Annotated in this window: 18 protein-coding genes; 2 read left to right on the top strand and 16 right to left on the bottom strand. The window is 42.2% G+C overall.

Annotated features, from left to right (window positions below; genetic code table 11):
• Window positions 1-353: 353 nt before the first annotated feature.
• The 16 genes from sufB to H9631_RS20765 form a co-directional block, all read right to left on the bottom strand.
• Entirely contained in the window at window positions 354-1754 is a 1401-nt protein-coding gene (sufB, locus tag H9631_RS20840; RefSeq protein ID WP_191816160.1) for a Fe-S cluster assembly protein SufB, read from the bottom strand.
• A gap of 20 nt (window positions 1755-1774) precedes the next feature.
• Complete coding sequence (gene sufU, locus H9631_RS20835; protein ID WP_120116927.1) at window positions 1775-2212, bottom strand: Fe-S cluster assembly sulfur transfer protein SufU; 438 nt, start codon at window positions 2210-2212, stop codon at window positions 1775-1777.
• Window positions 2202-3431, bottom strand: a complete 1230-nt coding sequence (locus H9631_RS20830) for a cysteine desulfurase (RefSeq protein ID WP_191816159.1) — start codon at window positions 3429-3431, stop codon at window positions 2202-2204. The genes sufU and H9631_RS20830 overlap by 11 nt, the downstream gene beginning before the upstream one ends.
• Window positions 3431-4741, bottom strand: a complete 1311-nt coding sequence (gene sufD / locus H9631_RS20825; protein WP_191816157.1) for a Fe-S cluster assembly protein SufD — start codon at window positions 4739-4741, stop codon at window positions 3431-3433. The genes H9631_RS20830 and sufD overlap by 1 nt, the downstream gene beginning before the upstream one ends.
• A gap of 17 nt (window positions 4742-4758) precedes the next feature.
• The gene (gene sufC / locus H9631_RS20820; RefSeq protein WP_191816155.1) at window positions 4759-5541 is read right to left on the bottom strand and encodes a Fe-S cluster assembly ATPase SufC; all 783 of its coding nucleotides are present in this window, start codon (window positions 5539-5541) and stop codon (window positions 4759-4761) included.
• A 466-nt stretch (window positions 5542-6007) separates the two neighbouring features.
• Entirely contained in the window at window positions 6008-6280 is a 273-nt protein-coding gene (locus tag H9631_RS20815) for a hypothetical protein (RefSeq protein ID WP_191816164.1), read from the bottom strand.
• A 12-nt stretch (window positions 6281-6292) separates the two neighbouring features.
• Complete coding sequence (locus H9631_RS20810) at window positions 6293-6607, bottom strand: thioredoxin family protein (protein WP_191816153.1); 315 nt, start codon at window positions 6605-6607, stop codon at window positions 6293-6295.
• Between the two features lie 8 nt (window positions 6608-6615).
• Window positions 6616-6969: a toprim domain-containing protein gene (locus H9631_RS20805; RefSeq protein ID WP_191816151.1), complete on the bottom strand. Its 354-nt coding sequence runs from the start codon at window positions 6967-6969 to the stop codon at window positions 6616-6618.
• 142 nt (window positions 6970-7111) lie between these two features.
• Window positions 7112-7495 (bottom strand): glycine cleavage system protein GcvH, encoded by a 384-nt coding sequence (gcvH, locus tag H9631_RS20800; RefSeq protein WP_191816149.1) that lies wholly within the window; start codon window positions 7493-7495, stop codon window positions 7112-7114.
• A gap of 70 nt (window positions 7496-7565) precedes the next feature.
• The gene (locus H9631_RS20795; RefSeq protein ID WP_191816147.1) at window positions 7566-7931 is read right to left on the bottom strand and encodes an arsenate reductase family protein; all 366 of its coding nucleotides are present in this window, start codon (window positions 7929-7931) and stop codon (window positions 7566-7568) included.
• An 85-nt stretch (window positions 7932-8016) separates the two neighbouring features.
• Window positions 8017-8784, bottom strand: coding sequence for an OmpA family protein (locus H9631_RS20790; RefSeq protein WP_191816145.1), 768 nt, complete (start codon window positions 8782-8784; stop codon window positions 8017-8019).
• Complete coding sequence (locus H9631_RS20785) at window positions 8765-9592, bottom strand: MotA/TolQ/ExbB proton channel family protein (RefSeq protein ID WP_318246845.1); 828 nt, start codon at window positions 9590-9592, stop codon at window positions 8765-8767. The genes H9631_RS20790 and H9631_RS20785 overlap by 20 nt, the downstream gene beginning before the upstream one ends.
• A gap of 606 nt (window positions 9593-10198) precedes the next feature.
• Window positions 10199-11983 carry an acyl-CoA dehydrogenase family protein gene (locus H9631_RS20780; protein ID WP_191816143.1) on the bottom strand — a complete coding sequence of 595 codons (1785 nt, stop codon included), beginning with the start codon at window positions 11981-11983 and terminating at the stop codon, window positions 10199-10201.
• A 25-nt stretch (window positions 11984-12008) separates the two neighbouring features.
• The gene (locus H9631_RS20775; RefSeq protein WP_191816141.1) at window positions 12009-13184 is read right to left on the bottom strand and encodes an acetyl-CoA C-acetyltransferase; all 1176 of its coding nucleotides are present in this window, start codon (window positions 13182-13184) and stop codon (window positions 12009-12011) included.
• 33 nt (window positions 13185-13217) lie between these two features.
• Window positions 13218-15641, bottom strand: a complete 2424-nt coding sequence (locus tag H9631_RS20770; protein ID WP_191816139.1) for a 3-hydroxyacyl-CoA dehydrogenase/enoyl-CoA hydratase family protein — start codon at window positions 15639-15641, stop codon at window positions 13218-13220.
• A 133-nt stretch (window positions 15642-15774) separates the two neighbouring features.
• Window positions 15775-16692 (bottom strand): proline dehydrogenase family protein, encoded by a 918-nt coding sequence (locus tag H9631_RS20765; protein ID WP_191816137.1) that lies wholly within the window; start codon window positions 16690-16692, stop codon window positions 15775-15777.
• 137 nt (window positions 16693-16829) lie between these two features.
• On the opposite strand from H9631_RS20765, the gene H9631_RS20760 reads away from it, so the two are divergent.
• Window positions 16830-17108, top strand: a complete 279-nt coding sequence (locus H9631_RS20760) for a hypothetical protein (RefSeq protein WP_191816135.1) — start codon at window positions 16830-16832, stop codon at window positions 17106-17108.
• Window positions 17109-17130: 22 nt separating this feature from the next.
• On the top strand, window positions 17131-17475 hold the full coding sequence (locus H9631_RS20755) for a spore coat protein (protein ID WP_191816133.1): 345 nt from the start codon (window positions 17131-17133) through the stop codon (window positions 17473-17475).
• Window positions 17476-17885: the final 410 nt, after the last annotated feature.

The following is a 17885-nucleotide window of genomic DNA, read 5'->3' as shown; positions in this document are numbered from 1 at the left end:
CCTCCTTCAGTTGATACATTGATCATACTAAGAGGGGCTGCATAAAAATATGCGTTGTTTGATTGGGGGCTTACCCTCTTCCAACATTATTTAACGCCTTCTACGTCCGCGATTCAATCTGGGACTATTTCGGAGGATATATACGGGGACGTTTTGCTTCTTAAATCTGGCTCAAGCATTTAAATTCGTATCAGAACCATCAATATATACTTGGTTCTTACGGAAAAAAATAGAAAAGGACGAACTCAATGAGTTCGCCTTCTCCACCAAAAGAAAAATCTAATCTGATACAAACTGCTCGTAATGATTTTTATTTTGACACATCCCCTGTAGTATCAAGGGGTTTAGTGCAATTATCCAATCGAACCTTCCATCTCAAACTTAATCAATCGGTTCATTTCAACCGCGTATTCCATTGGAAGTTCTTTTGTAAATGGCTCGATGAAGCCCATGACGATCATTTCTACCGCTTCCTGCTCGCTGACTCCTCGGCTCATCAGGTAGAAGAGCTGTTCTTCGGAGACTTTAGAAACTTTTGCCTCGTGCTCAAGTGAAATGTTGTCATTTAAAATTTCATTGTAAGGAATTGTATCTGATGTGGATTTGTCATCCAGGATCATTGTGTCACATTCAATGTTTGAACGTGCACCATCGGCTTTGCGGCCAAAATGGACGATTCCACGGTACGTCACTTTTCCTCCATGCTGTGACATGGATTTGGAAACAATGGAAGACGTTGTATTTGGAGCCAAGTGCATCATTTTTGCACCTGAATCCTGATGCTGTCCTTTACCAGCCATTGCAATTGAAAGTGTCAAGCCCCTTGCGCCTTCTCCTTTTAAAATGACAGCAGGATATTTCATCGTCAATTTTGAGCCAAAGTTACCGTCGATCCATTCCATTGTCGCCCGCTCGTCGCAAACCGCACGCTTTGTTACAAGATTGTATACGTTGTTTGCCCAGTTTTGGATCGTTGTATAACGACAGTAAGCATCCTTTTTGACAATGATTTCAACAACTGCGCTGTGCAGCGAGTTTGTAGTATAAGTTGGTGCTGTACAGCCTTCAACATAGTGAACGTGTGCACCTTCATCAACAATGATGAGTGTACGCTCAAACTGTCCCATGTTTTCAGAGTTGATTCTGAAGTATGCTTGGAGCGGCGTATCCACTTTTACCCCAGGTGGAACGTAGATGAATGACCCACCTGACCACACAGCTGAGTTCAATGCGGCAAATTTATTATCTGTTGGCGGAATAACTGTTGCCCAGTGCTCCTTGAAGATTTCCTCATTTTCCTGTAAAGCGGAATCTGTATCTTTAAAGACAATCCCCATGTTCTCGAGATCTTCTTTCATATTGTGGTAAACCACTTCTGATTCGTATTGTGCAGAAACGCCTGCGAGCCACTTTTGTTCCGCTTCTGGGATTCCAAGCTTGTCAAATGTCTGCTTAATTTCTTCCGGGACTTCATCCCATGAACGTTCAGTATTCTCAGACGGTTTCACATAGTATCTGATTTCGTCAAAGTTGAGAGAATTCAAATCTCCGCCCCACTGTGGCATTGGCATTTTATAAAAATGCTCCAATGATTTCAGACGAAAATCAAGCATCCACTGAGGCTCTTTTTTCATCTTTGAAATTTCCTCAACAATTTCACGTGTCAAGCCGCGTTCTGAACGGTAAATGGAAACGTCTTTATCCCTAAAGCCATATTTATATTCGCCGCCAATTTGAGGTGCTTTTTTAGCCACTGATTCATTCCTCCATTCTTTTATTGTTGTTCCTTGATTCCCTTTTCTAACGCTTTCCATGCCAACGTAGCACATTTAATCCGCGCCGGAAACTTAGAGACTCCCTGCAACGCTTCTATATCACCAAGGTCCAAATCCTCGTCGTCAAAGTCTTTTCCTTGGATCATTTCTGAAAATATTCCTGAAAGCTTCAGTGCTGTTTCTGTATCTTGTCCGATGACTGCCTGCGTCATCATGGAGGCAGATGCCATTGAAATGGAGCAGCCTTCCCCATCAAACTTGGCTTCTGTCACTTTTCCGTCTTCTACATTCATCGTCAAATGGATTCTGTCCCCACAGGTAGGATTATTCATATCAACGGTCAAGCTGCCATCTTCCAGACTTCCCTTATTCCGTGGGTTTTTATAATGATCCATGATCACTTGCCGATAGAGATTGTCAAGATTATTAAAAGACATTCGTGAAATACTCCTTTGTTTTAACAAGGCCTTCAACAAGTCTGTCAATGTCTTGTTCAGTGTTATATATATAAAAGCTTGCCCTTGCTGTTGCCGACACATCCAGCCATTTCATGAGTGGCTGTGCACAATGATGGCCTGCACGCACGGCAATGCCCTCAGCATCAAGAACAGTTGCCACATCATGCGGATGAACATCTTCAATGTTAAACGTAATGACACCGACACGCTTTGAGGCTTCAAGCGGTCCATAGATTGTCAGATTTTCAATCTCGGACATTCTTTCAAGAGCATAAGCAGCTAGTCTATGTTCATGCTCCAGAATAGCTTCAGAGCCGATTTCGCTTAAAAAGTCGATAGCTGCTCCTAATCCGATAGCTCCAGCAATAATCGGAGTTCCGGCTTCAAACTTCCAAGGAAGCTCCTTCCATGTCGACTCATATAATCCGACGAAATCAATCATTTCACCGCCAAATTCGATCGGCTCCATTTTTTCCAGATGTTCTTTCTTTCCGTACAGAACTCCAATACCTGTCGGTGCACACATTTTATGGCCTGACAAAGAATAAAAATCGCAGTCGAGATCCCTGACATCCACCTTCATATGGGGAGCCCCCTGAGCCCCGTCAACAACCATTACCGCCCCATGGCTATGTGCAATGGCTGCCAACTCCTTAATCGGGTTGATCACGCCAAGCACATTAGATACATGAGATGTTGAAACGATTTTCGTCTTATCTGTAATAGTGTTTTTAGCTTCATCCATGTTGATGGAGCCATCCTCACGCAGCGGAATAAATTTAAGCTGTGCACCCTTTTCTTTTGCGAGCTGCTGCCATGGAATGATATTGCTGTGGTGCTCCATATAGGTAATGACGATTTCGTCACCTTGGTCCACATTTGCCCTGCCGTAGCTTACAGCAACTGTGTTGATCGCAGTTGTAGTACCTCGAGTAAAAATGACTTCTTCAGTTGAAGAGGCATTGATGAAGCGTCTTACTTTTTCCCTGGCACCCTCATATTTATCCGTAGCTCTTGTTCCGAGTGTATGAACTCCACGGTGAACATTGGAGTTATATCCTCGGTAATAGTCACTGAGTGCCTCAATGACTTGGACAGGCTTTTGCGAAGTAGCTGCACTGTCTAAATATACAAGCGGATGTCCATTGACTTCTTGATCCAAAATGGGAAACTGTTTCCGTACGTCGCTCGCTTTCATTATCGCATTTTCCTTTCGATTATTTCTGTCAATTGGCTTTTAACAGCTTCGATAGGTAATTTTTCTACAACAGGAGCGAGGAAACCATGTATGATAAGACGCTCTGCATCCGTTTTGGAAATACCACGTGACATCATATAGAAGAGCTGCATCGGATCCACTCGACCAACAGACGCCGCATGACCTGCCATTACATCATCTTCGTCAATAAGCAAAATTGGATTCGCGTCTCCCCGTGCCTTTTCACTTAACATTAATACACGTGATTCCTGTTCGGCATCCGCTTTGGATGCACCTTTTTCAATCTTTCCGATTCCGTTAAAGATCGAAGATGCCGCATCTTTCATAACCCCATGGTTTAAAATGAAGCCTTCAGTGTTTCTGCCAAAGTGAATGACGCTTGTAGTAAAGTTTTGGGTCTGCTTTCCTCTTCCGACAACGACTGTCTTTGCATCCCCTTTTGAACCTTGTCCAATTAGGTTTGTTGTGTTCTCGGAAATCGTATTTCCATCGTTCATCATACCGAGCGCCCAATCCAACTCAGCATCACGCCCAGTAATGCCTCTGCGATTCACATAAACAGTAGAACCTTTGGCAATCGTATCTACTGCTCCATAAACCACTTTTGCGTTTGCATTGACAAACACTTCAGACACGATGTTAACAATTCCATTTACTTCTTCATTCGTAGACAAATAGTTCTCTACATAAGTAACGGAGCTGTTGTCATCCGCTACGACAATCACATGATTGAACACTGCTGCTTCTTTATCATCTAATATATAAACAGCCTGTATAGGCTCTTTAACTTCCACATTTTTTGGAACGTACAAGAACGCTCCACCGTTGACAAGTGCTGCATGAAAAGCTGTTAGCTTATGCTCATCTATTTTCACAGCGTCAGTCATGAAGTATTTTTTGACAAGATCTCCATGCTCTTGAAGAGCAGTAAACAGATCAGTAAAAATGACCCCTTGCTTTTTCAACTCATCAGACAGCGACAAATAAGCCAGCTTCTGATTATGTTGAACATACAGGTTCTGGTGATCTTCATCTACTTGAACAACTGATTTGGCAACCTCTGGCAAATCGGCCAACGATTCTAGCTTGCTGCCTTCAGCTTCATGTTTGGCAAAATCGGTGAAATTCCAATTTGTAATTCTTGTTTTATCCGGCTTTGGCATTGGTAAGTCTTCAGCCTTTTCCAATGCTTGGCTTCTTAATTGTGCAAACCATTCCGGCTCATGGTTTTTATTTGAAAAAGAACGAATGTACTCTTGATCTATAGTCATTTTCGTATCAATTGTCATTTCAATCCCCCTACCACTTATGCTTCTTGGCCAACAGTCTCATCTTCAATTCCAAGCTCATCCTTAACCCAGTCATAGCCTTCCGCTTCCAGGCGTTGCGCCAGCTCAGGCCCACCTGATTTAACGATACGTCCTTGCATCATAACATGAACAAAATCTGGTGTAATGTAGTTGAGAAGCCGTTGGTAGTGAGTGATTACGAGGCATCCAAAATCGCTGCCTCTCATTTCATTGATTCCTTTTGAAACTATTTTTAGCGCATCTATATCAAGACCGGAGTCGATTTCATCCAAAATTGCAAATTTCGGTTTAAGCATTAATAATTGGAGTATTTCATTACGTTTCTTTTCCCCGCCTGAGAACCCTTCATTCAAATAGCGCTGTGCCATATTAGGGTCCATTTCAAGCAGTTCCATTTCTTTGTCCATTTGCTTGATGAATTTCATCAAGGAAATTTCTTTGCCCTCTTCGCGACGTGCATTGATAGCTGTTCTTAAAAACTCTGCATTTGTCACTCCACTGATTTCACTTGGATATTGCATAGCTGCAAACAAGCCTGCACGTGCACGCTCATCTACCTCCATATCCAGGACATCTTGTCCGTCAAGCGTAATGCTTCCGCTTGTCACCGTATATCTTGGATGTCCCATGATGGAGGCGGATAAAGTAGATTTCCCAGTTCCATTGGGTCCCATGACAGCGTGGACTTCTCCACCATTTATATTAATGTTTACACCTTTTAAGATCTCTTTATTGTCGATAGACACATTAAGATCTTTGATTGTCAACGTTGAAGCCATCCTCATTACCTCCAAATATAGAAAATATTTGTTCTCTCTTTCTCATTTGTTTCTCATTGTTCATCTTATCTCATTTTAAAATAATTATCAACAAGCGCACGTCTGGATTGAATTTTCCTTCATTTTATTTGAGAACCTTCTCAAATACTCATACAAAAGCATCTTTCCAACGATACAGGCAAATGAGGCCGCATTGAGGTAGATAACAGTAGTTAGCAAGCCAATGAAATCGTCCGTTGATTCGCCGGCACATATAATAAGGAAGTCTTAGGATATCCGTTAATTGTGGAACCTTGACCAAGAAATCAGACCGACTTCATTAAAAATTTCTCAGCATCTCGGGACTTGGTATCATCTCCATTTACTGTACTACTAACTCTCTCACTTAAGTGCGAATTAAGGATTCACTTTCACTGACCATAAAAAAGGCTGATTTGTCTATTTTAGACAGATCAGCCTGATTTTATTATGTTCCTGACGAAAGGACTCCACCTATGTTCTCTGCAACTATCCTTGACTCCACATATTCTGCTTCACGTCTCTTTTCAACTTCGATTCTTTTTGCACAATCATGCCTGTAAGTCTCATAACCGATTCCGTGTGCTCTGTGAAGTGCCTTTTCCATCTCATTGGTGTACTGAATCTTTAGAGGGGTGATAAAAAACCATTCCTTTCGTTTTTGCCTAGCCAGATTTCCCGGCATACTTATCATTTCCCTAAGAAAGGAGCTGTTAAACATGATTTTACATTCTTACACTTGGTCAAGGTATCTTTGTACAATAGCAAGCATGTTGGGAACAGAACGGAATGCATAGACTTTCTCGGCTGGCAGACCATCTTGGAGAATCAAAAGACACGGGACACTTTCAATTTTTAGCTCAATAGCCAAATCAGGCATATAATTTAAATCGGCCTTTCCAAATACCCTACCAGTCATTTCTTCCACAATCTCAAGCATCCGTCCTGCCATTTGGCAAGTCCCGCACATAGGGGTATAAAAGTATATGAAAGCAGGTTCCTGTTGGGAGATGCTCTCAATTATATCCGCTTTATTCCAATCTTCCATTAAAACATTCATCCTTTATGAAGATACTGGGCATGCACATCGATTCTAGCCCTTAATAAAATTTGTGCGAGATGTTCCAATGGGGCAGTTGCCACTTCTTTAAATTTGCGGTCAATATAAAGATTTCGAGCTAAAGGGAATTCGCGCTTCAATTGCTTTCTAAGTCTATCTCCAGAAGTATCTGAATCAACTAGAATAAAAATATCCCTTCCTTCGAGTTCCTCGACGAGTTCGTCCAACTTCGACAGACTGATCGTTCCATTCGTACAAATGATTTCAATGGGTTCCTTGACAACCTTCATAATTTTCTTCTTGTCGGACAATCCCTCGACGATAATGGCGCTATTTGTTAGTGGATTCATAGTCTGCAACCCCGCTTTTATCATCATTGGAAAAAAATGCACCTTAGGAACTGGTTCCAAGGCGCATTTAAGTTTATCATTTGTTCAAGCTTAGGAGCCGTCCACTCCGTACGTCGCTAAACGGCGCCTTCCGCTTTTCTATTTACTCTTCGCTTGTCATTTTCACGTAGTCTTCAGCAGACATCAAATTGTCAAGTTCTCCCGAATCTGAAGGCTCGACAATAATCATCCACGCTTTTTCATATGGAGATTCGTTGACAAATTCCGGGCTGTCTTCAAGCTCTTCGTTTATTGCAACAACTTTTCCGCTGATTGGCGCATACAATTCGGAAACAGTTTTAACTGATTCAACGCTTCCAAAAGGCTCGTCCGCCGTAACTTCATCTCCAACTTCAGGAAGTTCAACAAATACGATATCTCCAAGCTCAGATTGAGCAAAATCGGTAATTCCGATACGTACTTTTTCTCCTTCCTCTTTTACCCATTCATGTTCTTCCGAATAACGTAATTCTGCCGGTGTATTCATACAGATCCCTCCATCATCTTTTTCTCATTTTAATGTACATAAAGAAAGTTTTGAAAGCAAGGAAACCCTCTTAACTCTCTTTAATCCAATTTTCATCAAACATCTCTTCTTTGAAACCAACCGTAACTTTCTCTCCATCTGTAGCAATCGGGCGTTTAATCAGCATGCCGTCCGATGCTAGTAGTTCAAGCAATTCTTCTTCAGAAGCCTCTTTGATTCTATCTTTTAAACCAAGCTCTCTGTATTTTTGACCACTTGTATTGAAGAATTTCTTCAATTCTAACCCACTTTTTTCATATAATTCCTTAAGCTTTTCTTTTGAGGGGGTCTCTTCTACGATATGTATCTCATTATAAGCCACTTCATGATCATCCAGCCATTTCTTTGCTTTGCGGCAAGTACCACAACGCGGGTATAAATATACGTCCATCGACATACAATCACCTTCCTTTCTAAAGCGTTCTACACCATATATTCCTATATTCGACATCTCTTGCAAAAAACCTTTTAAAAAATTTACTCTACTTTGAGATATCCTCGTTAGATATGATCAGAACAACACGGCGATTTTTACTTCTTCCTTCATCCGTATCATTAGAAGAGATTGGTTGATATTCACCGTAACCAACAGCCTTAAAACGATCCGGATCAAGCTTATGCTTCTCGGTCAAATAACGAATCACAACATTGGCTCTTGCCGTGGATAAATCCCAGTTGGAAGGAAAGCGTTCGGTCGATATCGGGCGATTATCAGTATGTCCTTCAATTTCAATGATATTAGAAATTTCCGCGATTAATGGCGCCATATCATTCAAAAACAGCTCAGCTTCTTTTATAAGATTAGCTTTCCCCGAAGGAAAAAGCATGATTTCCGGAAGGACAACTTCGATTCCTTTTCCTGTCGGAGTCACGGTCATCTTATCTTCCAAATCATGTTCGACAGCATATGTTTTTACATAGTCTAAAATTTCTTTGATATGTTTTTCTCGTTTTATCATTTCTTCCAATTGATCTTCATATTCCTCTGGAACAGTCTTTTCACCTTCAGAGTCTTCTTTTTCATCGTCTGAAGGTTTTTCTACATTGCCACCTGCTCCTCCACCATCTCCACCGTTTTCAGGAGCTGAGCTCCGATTATGGTTTTGAAAGGAGTTCGTGACGGATTCAAAATCAGTATCGGAATAAGAATATAAAAGAACGAAGAGGATCAATATAACCATCAATAAATCAGCAAATGTCACCAACCAGGGCTGGGTTGTTCTCGGCACCTCAAACTTGTTTCTCTTCATGTGTGCCTTCTCCTACATAATCGTCTATCATATTAAGTTCCTGCGTACTTTCCGTCAGGAACATTTGCAATTTGTCCTTTAAGATCGTAGGTCCTTCATTGTTGCGTATGCTGATCAGCGCATCAATGACGACTTCTTTTAGAAAAACTTCCTCTTCAGTCAGAAGAACCAACTTATTGGCAATCGGAATAAATATAAGATTCGCCGTAAGCACTCCATAAAACGTCGTAATCAGCGCTACTGCAATCGCTGGTCCCAATTCACCAGGATTGTCAAGCTGCTGGAGCATGAGTACTAGACCAACAATTGTTCCAATCATTCCCCAAGCTGGCGACAGCTCTCCCGCCTTCGTAATTAACTGCTGCCCGCGTGCATGCCTTTTTTCCATGGCCCGGATATCCATGTCCATGATTTTTCGTATCATTTCCTCTTCATATCCATCAATTACAAGGCGGAGGCCTTTTTGTATAAATGGATCGGTCGTCCTTTCTCTTTCCCTTTCAAGCCCCTTAATCATTCCATCGACTCTCGAAGTTCTTGCCAGTCGTACTAGATTGTTGATGAACTCCTGGATTGGAACTTCTTTTCTCCTGAAGGTCGTATGTAAAACTTTAAACATACTTCCCACTTCTTTCGCACCAAAACCTACAAACAAAGAAGCAAACAGTCCTCCGAAAACTATAATAAAGGAGGAGAGACTAATAAATACTAAAAAGCTGTCATATCCCCCTGCAAGATAGATTGCAAAAAATATGACCGCAAAACCTAATATAATACCGACGGGTGTCAGTATATCCTTCCTGAGCACAATGATGCACCTTCTTTCTATAATAAGCGACAGCTATTATCCTTAATATCGGTTTGCGGAACATATTTTTTAGAGGATGCACCAGCTTTTTGGATCATTCCAGTCGCCAGCAGCTTTCAATCCAAGATTCCCTCCTGTAACAGGTCATATTGTCTAAGCTTCCATCTAATTGGTGATAAGAAGCCACCACATCCTGTCGCTTCGCTTGTACTTGTACCTCCTGTACGTCGGCAGGCTCAAGACGCGACGTCCTGTCGCTTCGCTTGCACTTGTACCTCCTGTACGTCGTAGTCAATGTTGACTTGATTTAGGAGGTAAATCGAATTGCTTGTCGAAAGGAGCTGCACACGGCATCAAATATCTTAGGCATTTTCATTCAATCAAATTCTCTTGGCATATTTGCGCCCAGATTTGATCAGGCTTCTCTCGATAAAATCTGTGGCATCCGCTGGAGGCTTTAACTGTATTCAGCCAGGGTTTGAAAACCCACTGAGCGGAATACCAATATATATTCACTCTACCATTTACAGAAGTAGGAGACTTCTGCTGAATAAAGTTAACCAACGAAAAAATGAGTGGGCCATACGGCCCACTCGCTCCATCCCATTAAACTACATATTTTTCCGCTGAAATCAACTGCTCGGCAGCTGCTCTCTTTTTAGCAATGATATTAATAGGTGTGTGGCGTGTCAATCTACGAAGGGCAGAGTTCATCATGCGGAATGTATCTCCTTCTTCAATTGCAGCCAGACTTTCTCTCGCCATTTGCTCTACTTTCACGATAGCGTCCTGGCAGAAAATCTCAGTGTAAAGAAGCTTCTGTCCACTTTTCTCTAAACCGCTGCGGTTAATTGCTTTTTCCGTCCTAAGAACCACAGCCTCCATTGCATAAGCAAGTGAGACAATATCAGCAATTCTGGAAAGGATCTCCTGTTCGTTCTCCAACGCTTTTCCGTATTTCTGAGCTGCAAGCCCGGCAATCATAAGGGCTGCTTTCTTAGCCCCACTCGTCAACTGTTTTTCCTGAGCTAATGGTTCATCTCCAGGCTCCTCCGGCATGAGCATCATCAATTCTTCCTGAAGCGTTTGAGCTTTTTCAAGAAGCGGAAGCTCTCCCTTGAATGCCTTACGTAAATAGGTTCCAGGAACTAGCAGGCGGTTGATTTCATTCGTCCCCTCAAAAATACGATTGATTCTAGAATCACGATACGCTCTTTCAATTTCATACTCCTCCATGAAGCCGTATCCTCCATGAATTTGCACTCCTTCATCCACAACATGATCAAGAACTTCCGTCCCAAAAAACTTGTTTAGCGAGCATTCGATGGCATATTCAGCAATTGATTTCGCTACCTCCGTACCATCTTTGATTTCTTCACTACTAAGACGGCTCATTCTGTCTTCGAATAGACCTACTGTCCGATAGACCGAGCTTTCAGCGGCATAAATTTCCGAGCCTAGTGTACCGAATTTTTCTTTTGTCAAATTGAACTGGGAAATCGGTGTCTTGAATTGTTTCCGCTGATTGGCATATTCCAAAGTGATTTCAAGCGCTCGCTTAGAAGCACCTACAGCACCTACACCAAGTTTATAGCGGCCTATATTTAAAATGTTGAAAGCGATCCGGTGTCCCTTTCCGACTTCGCCAAGTAGATTTTCAACCGGAACTTCTGCATCCTCTAAAATGAGGGTACGAGTTGACGAGCTCTTGATTCCCATTTTCTTTTCTTCTGGTCCAGTCGATACTCCTGGATATTCCCTTTCGACAATAAATGCCGAAAAATGTTCCCCATCCACTTTTGCATAGACAACGAATACATCCGCAAATGCCGAGTTGGTAATCCACTGTTTTTCTCCATTTAAAATGTAATGGGTCCCGGCTTCGTTTAACTTTGCTGTCGTTTTTGCTCCCAGCGCATCCGATCCTGACCCCGGCTCTGTCAAGGCATACGCAGCGAGGAGTTCGCCAGTCGCCAAAGCAGGCAAATACTTCTGCTTTTGCTCATCCGTCCCGAATAAAACTATTGGAAGTGATCCGATTCCTACATGTGCTCCATGGGAGATTGAAAAACCTCCGGCCTTTGCCATTCTTTCTGCGATTAAGGCTGAACTCACCTTATCAAGCGCCAAGCCGCCATATTCTTCCGGAACATCTGCTCCCAAAAGTCCAAGCTCCCCAGCTTCTTTTAACAGTTTGACAGAACGGTCAAATTCATGATTTTCCAGATGCTCCACTTGTGGTAGTACTTCGTTTGTTACAAAATCATCCGCTGTTTTCGCAATCATTATTTGCTCATCCGTGTAATCTTCCGGAGTGAACATTTGATCAATAGAAATATCCTCGATTAAAAATGCCCCGCCCTTAATCAACTTTTCTGTTTCTTTAGACATTGCTCATTCCTCCATTTCATTTTACTCACACAAGTTCAAATACACCAGCCGCACCCATACCGCCGCCAATACACATCGTCACAACGCCGAACTGCGTTTGCCTCCGCTTCATTTCATGCGCAAGCGTTAATGTCAGCTTTGCACCTGTACATCCCAGTGGATGTCCGAGAGCAATAGCTCCCCCATTTACATTTACCATTTCTTCATTCAGGTCTAACGCCCGAATCACCTGAATGGCCTGAGACGCAAATGCTTCATTCAATTCGAACAATCCGATATCCGACAATTCAAGGCCTGCAATTTCCAATGCCTTCGGTATTGCTGCAACTGGACCGACCCCCATGATCTCCGGTGCCACTCCCGCAACAGCAAACGAACGGAATTTCAACATCGGTTCAAGTCCAATGGAATACGCTTTTTCTCGGTCCATCACCATGACCGCTGCCGCACCGTCACTAGTTTGCGAGGAGTTCCCCGCTGTGACTGAACCCGTTACAGAGAAAGCAGGGCGAAGCTTTGACAATACTTCTATATTAGTATCCGGACGAACACCTTCATCCTGGGAAAATTGTATATGTTTTTCTTTTAGCTTATAATCAGTTCCTACCGTCCTCACAACTACATCCACCGGAACAATTTCATCATCAAACTTTCCTTCAGCAATCGCCTTGGCTGCTTTTTGATGACTGCGGACCGCAAAAGCATCCTGATCTTCCCTGGATACGCCGAATTGTCTAGCGACTTCCTCTGCCGTATGTCCCATGCTCATATAATATTCAGGAGCGGATTCTACAAGCTGTAAATTAGGCCTGACGACATGCCCCGTCATCGGTAAAAGACTCATCGATTCGGCGCCCCCGGCAATGATTGTATCGGATGATCCTACCATAATCCTTTCAGCGGCATAGGCAATCGACTGTAGGCCTGATGAACAAAACCGGTTAATTGTAATACCAGGAACATCATTAGAAAGACCTGCGAGTCCTCCGATATTCCGCGCCATATTCAATCCCTGTTCAGCTTCTGGAACAGCGCAGCCAATAATGACATCATTGATATTCCCTTCATAATTGCCTGCCCGCTTTAATGTTTCTTTTACGACCAGCGCCCCCAGATCATCTGGACGCGTATGGGCGAGCGTCCCTTTTTTTGCTTTGCCGACCGGCGTTCTCGCACCGGCCACGATGACCGCTTCACGCATAAATGATCCTCCTCATTTCCTCATAAACTTTGGTCAGTTTCTTAATGGCTTCCCTTTGACAAGCATATGTTGCATGCGCTGCTGTGATTTCGTCTCAGCTACAAGACTCAAGAATGCTTCCTTTTCAAGATCTAGTAAATACTGCTCATCCACCATTGTTCCGTAAGGGACTTTGCCTCCTGCAATCACATATGCCAATTTTTTTGCTATTTTCATATCATGCTCTGAAATATATCCTGACAGTTTCATTGCTTCTACACCAAGCAATAATGCGGCGTAGCCAGTCTCTCCTGTAACCGGAATCTTTTCTTTCACCGGTGGTTTATATCCTTGCTCATGTAAGGACAAAACTGCCTGCTTCGCATCGTAAATGAGATGATCACCATTGACAGATATTCCATCGGCTTGATTCAAAAAGTTATTTTCCAACGCTTCTTCAGCTGAAGTAGACACTTTTGCCATGGCGATTGTTTCAAACACTTTGTTCGCCACTTGCTGCAAATCAAACTCCACGTTATTAGCCATACTCTTTAATGTTTTTATATAAAGCTCTTTATTTCCACCGCCCCCTGGAATGAGGCCGACTCCTGTTTCGACAAGACCCATATACGTTTCCATGGACGCCTGGATGTGCGCAGAAGGAAGGCATACCTCTGATCCTCCGCCAAGTGTCATGCCAAATGGTGCAGTCACAACTGGCTTTTCACTGTATTTGATTTTCATCATCGCCTGCTGGAACTGTCGGACGACCATATCCACTTCGAATATGTCATCATCCTGTGCAGCCATTAATATCATGGCAATATTCGCACCTACACAGAAGTTCTTCCCTTGGTTTCCAATGATAAGCCCTTTGTAGTTCCTTTCCGTTTCTTCAATGGCATAATTGAGCATTTGAATGATATCAAAACCGATCGCATTGCTTTTTGAATGGAATTCAAGCAGTAGCACACCGTCTCCGACATCTATGACACTTGCTCCTGAATTTTTCTTTAACACTTTCCCCTGCTTTTTCAATACTTTCAAATCTATAACTTTAGGATTCTTTAGAATCTCTTTATATTCACCATTTGAAAAATAATACTCGATTGCATCGACTTCCTTATAAAAAGAAGTATGGCCATTATCAAGCATCTCTTTCACCCAGCCGGGAACCTGGACTCCGTCCTGTTCCATTTTTGCAACAGCGTTCTCCACTCCAATGGCATCCCACGTTTCAAACGGTCCAAGCTCCCAGCCGAATCCCCATTTCATCGCTTGGTCAATTGCAACGATGTCGTCAGCTATCTCACCGAGAAGCTCGGCAGAAATGGCCAGTACTGGCGCAGTGATATTCCAAAGAAGCTTCCCTGCTGGATCTTCCGAATACATAAGCGCTTTCATTTTCCGTTTGGTTCCCTTTTCCTGTTTTGCTAATTCCAGTCCAGGTGTTTTAAACTTCTTCCGCGGCTCATATTCGAACGTTTCAGGATTGAGCTGTAAAATTTCTTTGCCTTTTTTCACATAAAAGCCTTGGCCTGATTTGCTTCCAAGCCAGCCTTTTTCATGCATTTTGTTCATAAAGCCAGGAACCTCAAATACTTCTTTCTCGTCGCCATCCACAAGTTCATACACATTGTTAGCGACATGAATGAAGGTATCAAGACCAACAACATCAAGTGTTCTGAACGTGGCACTTTTCGGTCTCCCGATCAATGTACCTGTGATGGAATCCACTTCACCAATGCTGTACTCGCCTTTTAACATTTCCCTGACAGCCACAAGAAGTCCATATGTTCCAATCCGGTTCGCAATGAAATTCGGCGTATCTTTGGCAACGACGACTCCTTTGCCCAGTACATCTTCCCCGAATTTTTTCATAAACTCGAGCACTTCAGGAGCTGTTTTTTTCGTCGGAATGACTTCCAGTAGTTTTAGATAACGCGGTGGATTGAAAAAGTGAGTTCCGAGAAAATGTTTTTGAAAATCATCTGATCTTCCTTCAGACATAGCTTCAACAGATATGCCTGATGTGTTGGAGCTGATGATTGATCCTATTTTTCTATAATGATCTATCTTTTCAAACACTTTCTTTTTCACTTCAAGATTTTCAACCACTACTTCAATGACCCAATCCACATCTTTTAGTTGATCCAAATCATCTTCCAGATTTCCTGCCGTAATCAGACTTAAGTTTTTTTTACTTGCAAGAGGTGCCGGCTTTTGCTTCAACAATTTTTTCAAAGCTTCTTCCGTATTTCTGTTTCGTACTTTCCTGTCTTCCAGCGTAAGCCCTTTTGCCTTCTCTCTTACTGTCAGCTCTTTTGGAACGATATCCAAGAGAAGAGTGGGAATCCCAACGTTAGCCAAGTGTGCAGCTATGCCGGAGCCCATGACTCCTGATCCAAGGACTGCCGCCTTTCGAATTCGAAATGACAATGCAATTTCCTCCTTTTTCAACTTTGAATGAACACTCATTCATTTTCTTTTTAAAAAAAATCTCTAAATGAAATGAGTCTTGTTAACTATTAATATAACGGAATTGAAAGATTTGCGCAATCATTTCTAATTAAAAATTCAAAAAATATTGTCTGAATCCTTGCTCACATTGTCATTTTTTAAATATACCTTTTAAAATAAAGGAAACATTGGCCGGCCGTTCAGCAAGCCTTCGCATGAAATAGCCATACCAATCGGTTCCGTATGGGACATAGACCCGCATCGTATACCCTTCTTGTGCAAGCTCCAACTGACGTTCACTCCGGATACCGTATAGCATTTGAAACTCGAATTGATCATTCGGGATGTTATGCTCTTTTACAAATTGCTTTGTAAATTCAATTATCGCATCGTCATGTGTAGCTACTGCTGTATAATGTCCATGCAAAAGGTGCGTTTGAATTATTTTCTTATAATTATCGTCAACGTCCACTTTATTAGGAAATGCAACTTCAGATGACTCTTTATACGCTCCTTTGACAAGTCGAAGATTGGGTGCGTACGCATCCAGCTCCTCCATGTCTTTAGATGTACGGAAAAGATAAGCCTGGATGACAGTTCCTATATTGTCATATTCACGTCGGAGCTGTTTGAAAATCTGAAGAGTTTTTTCGCATCGTACATAATCTTCCATATCAATAGTGACAAATACTTTATTCTTATTCGCAGCATCCATGATCTCCCTCATGGTGGACATGACATAGTCATCAGAAATATCCATTCCCATCGACGTCAGCTTAAGAGATAGTTGGGAATCAAGTTTTTCACGCCCAATTATCTTGATTGCCTCAATGCAATTGTCCACCATGCGCCTCGCTTCCTTTTGATTGTCCACGAATTCCCCCAAATAATCAATCGTCACCTTCAACCCTTTTCCATTTAGCTCTTTGATAATAGCAGCTGCCTGCTCGATTGTTTCACCAGCAACAAATCTGGCTGCTCCGAATCGAAGGCCATATTTTTTCGCCGATCTTGTAAGATATTTATTTTTTGATAAAAACAAAAAGAAATTGCGCATTGCCTTTTCCATGACATACGCCTCCTAAGAACGTGAATTTAAGTATAACCACTATCCTTTGATTATTTATGTTCAGCATTTGCATATTACATGAATAAAAATCCTCCTCGCACACAAGCTATTTTTGTAAAGTCCAAGGAGGGAAAAAAATGCAAAATCAGCAGATGAATCCACAACAAATGCAAAATCAGCAGCAGCCAATGATGCAACAGCCGCCGCATGTCATTACAACAAAAGATCTTTCTTATATTAATGATATGTTGGCATGGAACCTGCTGGCAATGAAAAAAGCGCATTTTTTTGCACAGCAGTGTCAAGACCAGTCTGTCAAAATGGAAATTGAAAAATGCGGACAAATGCACCAGCGCCATTACGAAATGCTGCTGGCACACCTGCAAGAAAAACAACAGAACAACAAAATTATGTGAAGGAAAGGAGACCGCCACTTAGATGAATAACCAAAACCAACCGAATCAAAAAATCCAAAATCCGTCTATGCAAGTTCCGAAGACACCCCAAATGAACGATCGTGATTTCATCAATGACATGCTAGCAACGGAAAAATATATGACAAACAGCTACGCAGTTGCTCTTCACGAAGCAAGTCACCAACACCTCTATGATGATTTGCTTACTATATTTAATGAAACCCAGCACACGCAGCGAAGCCTTTTTGAACATATGTTCAAAAACGGCTGGTACTCCATGGAGGCAGAAAGCGAGCAAAAAATTCAGCAATCCTACCAGCAGCACGCCGGTTACTCGAATCAATTCCCTTATGGTGAAGTGCAGTGAACAAATAACTGGGGGAAAGAAGATCCCCCAGCCCCACGCTCCCGAACATATTAGCCAATGTTCGATAGTTGAAGCAAAAAGTAGAACCCTTGGGAACTTCAGTAAGAGTTCCCAAGGGTTCTATTTGATTATTTCAGTGTTTCAAGGATTTCTCCATCCATTAACTTTGGCTTTTATGATAAATAAGCTTGCTCATCTTTGTAACTAGCGATTTGATTACTACACTGCAGTTATTCTATGCAATCACTAATTGCTCGCTTCCCTCTTTAGTCGATTTCGGCAAGGTTTGCATCTTTTTCCAAGTGCCGTCTTTTCTTTAATGCGATCAATGTGATCATTTCGTACATAACCGCTGATGCAAGTACCGCAGTGATTTCGTTGGCATCATAAGTCGGCAGCACCTCTACAAG

The sequence above is a fragment of the Bacillus norwichensis genome (genome assembly GCF_014836955.1).
Lineage (GTDB): Bacteria > Bacillota > Bacilli > Bacillales > Bacillaceae_C > Siminovitchia > Siminovitchia norwichensis.
This window is presented reverse-complemented; position numbering and strand designations above follow the sequence as displayed.

Coding starts and splice junctions, on each gene's coding strand:
- sufU (WP_120116927.1), bottom strand. CDS start 2,212: ATGTCTTTTAATAATCTTGACAATCTCTATCGGCAAGTGATCATGGAT.
- H9631_RS20830 (WP_191816159.1), bottom strand. CDS start 3,431: ATGAAAGCGAGCGACGTACGGAAACAGTTTCCCATTTTGGATCAAGAA.
- sufD (WP_191816157.1), bottom strand. CDS start 4,741: ATGACAATTGATACGAAAATGACTATAGATCAAGAGTACATTCGTTCT.
- sufC (WP_191816155.1), bottom strand. CDS start 5,541: ATGGCTTCAACGTTGACAATCAAAGATCTTAATGTGTCTATCGACAAT.
- H9631_RS20815 (WP_191816164.1), bottom strand. CDS start 6,280: ATGTTTAACAGCTCCTTTCTTAGGGAAATGATAAGTATGCCGGGAAAT.
- H9631_RS20810 (WP_191816153.1), bottom strand. CDS start 6,607: ATGGAAGATTGGAATAAAGCGGATATAATTGAGAGCATCTCCCAACAG.
- H9631_RS20805 (WP_191816151.1), bottom strand. CDS start 6,969: ATGAATCCACTAACAAATAGCGCCATTATCGTCGAGGGATTGTCCGAC.
- gcvH (WP_191816149.1), bottom strand. CDS start 7,495: ATGAATACACCGGCAGAATTACGTTATTCGGAAGAACATGAATGGGTA.
- H9631_RS20795 (WP_191816147.1), bottom strand. CDS start 7,931: ATGTCGATGGACGTATATTTATACCCGCGTTGTGGTACTTGCCGCAAA.
- H9631_RS20790 (WP_191816145.1), bottom strand. CDS start 8,784: ATGAAGAGAAACAAGTTTGAGGTGCCGAGAACAACCCAGCCCTGGTTG.
- H9631_RS20780 (WP_191816143.1), bottom strand. CDS start 11,983: ATGTCTAAAGAAACAGAAAAGTTGATTAAGGGCGGGGCATTTTTAATC.
- H9631_RS20775 (WP_191816141.1), bottom strand. CDS start 13,184: ATGCGTGAAGCGGTCATCGTGGCCGGTGCGAGAACGCCGGTCGGCAAA.
- H9631_RS20770 (WP_191816139.1), bottom strand. CDS start 15,641: ATGAGTGTTCATTCAAAGTTGAAAAAGGAGGAAATTGCATTGTCATTT.
- H9631_RS20765 (WP_191816137.1), bottom strand. CDS start 16,692: ATGGAAAAGGCAATGCGCAATTTCTTTTTGTTTTTATCAAAAAATAAA.
- H9631_RS20760 (WP_191816135.1), top strand. CDS start 16,830: ATGCAAAATCAGCAGATGAATCCACAACAAATGCAAAATCAGCAGCAG.
- H9631_RS20755 (WP_191816133.1), top strand. CDS start 17,131: ATGAATAACCAAAACCAACCGAATCAAAAAATCCAAAATCCGTCTATG.